Source organism: Mesorhizobium sp. WSM4830 (assembly GCF_055811495.1).
Window position 1 is genome coordinate 1 of the sequence record NZ_JBVVQI010000083.1, and the last position, 1,401, is coordinate 1,401.

1 protein-coding gene and 1 pseudogene are annotated in these 1,401 nt (G+C 63.8%); one reads left to right on the top strand and one right to left on the bottom strand.

Annotated features, from left to right (window positions below; genetic code table 11):
• A partial coding sequence (locus AC0L2Y_RS34405; RefSeq protein ID WP_473562311.1) for an IS110 family RNA-guided transposase occupies positions 1–767 on the bottom strand: 767 nt, incomplete at its 3' end.
• A gap of 65 nt (positions 768–832) precedes the next feature.
• Between AC0L2Y_RS34405 and AC0L2Y_RS34410 the strand changes: the two are divergent.
• A pseudogene (locus AC0L2Y_RS34410) lies at positions 833–1,401 on the top strand (DDE-type integrase/transposase/recombinase); the annotation flags it as partial.

The window sequence follows — 1,401 nt, forward strand, 5'->3', positions numbered from 1 at the left end:
CCCAGCCATGCGGCCAAGTCGCGAGCCTTCTGGAACTGGCATCCGGTACCGACGGCCGCCAGTAGCGCGGTGGCTCCTAATGCTCCGATTCCGGGGATCGTCATGAGCCGGCGGGCCACATCTTCTCGGTCTGCGATCGCTGCGATCTCCCTCGTCACGTCGTTGATGCGCTGCTCCAACTGGCGCAGATCGGCGAACAGGTCCACGAGCAGTTTGCGCATTGCCGGCGAGAGGTCATTCGAAAGGTCATCGAGAACCAGTGGCAAGTCGAGCTTGAACAGTCCGGCGCCCTGTCTCAATGCGATGCCGTATTCCAGGCAGAATGCTCGCATCTGGTTGATCAGACGGGTTCGCGTGCCGATCATCTGGTCGCGCACCCGATGCAAGGCTTGGAGGTCGGCTTGCTCCTCACTCTTCATCGCGGCAAATCGCATCGTCGGCCGCGTGGCGGCTTCGGCGATAGCTTCGGCATCGATGATGTCGCTCTTGTTCGACTTGACGTAGGGCTTCACGAACTGCGCTGGGATCAGGCGAACCTTGTGCCCCAGCACATGCAGTCTCCTGGCGATCCATTGTGATCCTGCGCACGATTCCATCCCCACGATTGCTGGCGCTGCCCGCTCGAAGAACTTCATCAACGTATCGCGTCGGAAGCGAACTCGCTGGACGGGCTTGCCGTCGCTATCCAAGCCGACGACGTGGAAGATGTTCTTGCCGATATCGACACCATAGACGGCCGCAGGGCGCGGCGCATTGCGTGGGGACATTGCAACCTCCTTTGTTGTGACTGCCCAGATGATGCTGCGGGAGGACGGGGCGGACCATCCCATTAATGGTAGGGCCCGCCGCCAAGCGGGAGACGGTGGCTCATGCCTGCGAGGTGCATGGGGTGAGCCAGCGTCGGGCGTGCCAGGCTCTGAACATCGACCGTTCGACGGTGCGCTACACCAGCACCCGTCCGGACGACGCTCCGTTGCGCGAGGCGATGAAGGCCGTGGCGGCGGAGCGCCGGCGGTTCGGCTACCGCAGGATCCACATCATGCTGGACCGGCAGGGCATCGTGATGAACCAGAAGAAGCTGCGGCGCCTCTACCGGGAGGAGAAGCTGCAGGTGCGCCGGCGCGGCGGACGCAAGCGGGCGCTGGGCACGCGCAGGCCCATGCTCGTGGCCGATCGTGCCAACACTCGATGGAGCCTGGACTTCGTCTCCGACACCTTCACCGATGGCCGTCGCTTCCGGGTGCTCGCCATCGTCGACGACTACACGCGGGAATGCCTTGCATTGATCGCCGACACCTCGCTGTCGGGCCTGCGCGTGGTGCGCGAGCTGGATGCCATCATCACGCTGGCGTGGTCGGCCGGACACGATCGTCTCCGACAACGGCACCGAACTGACCTCGA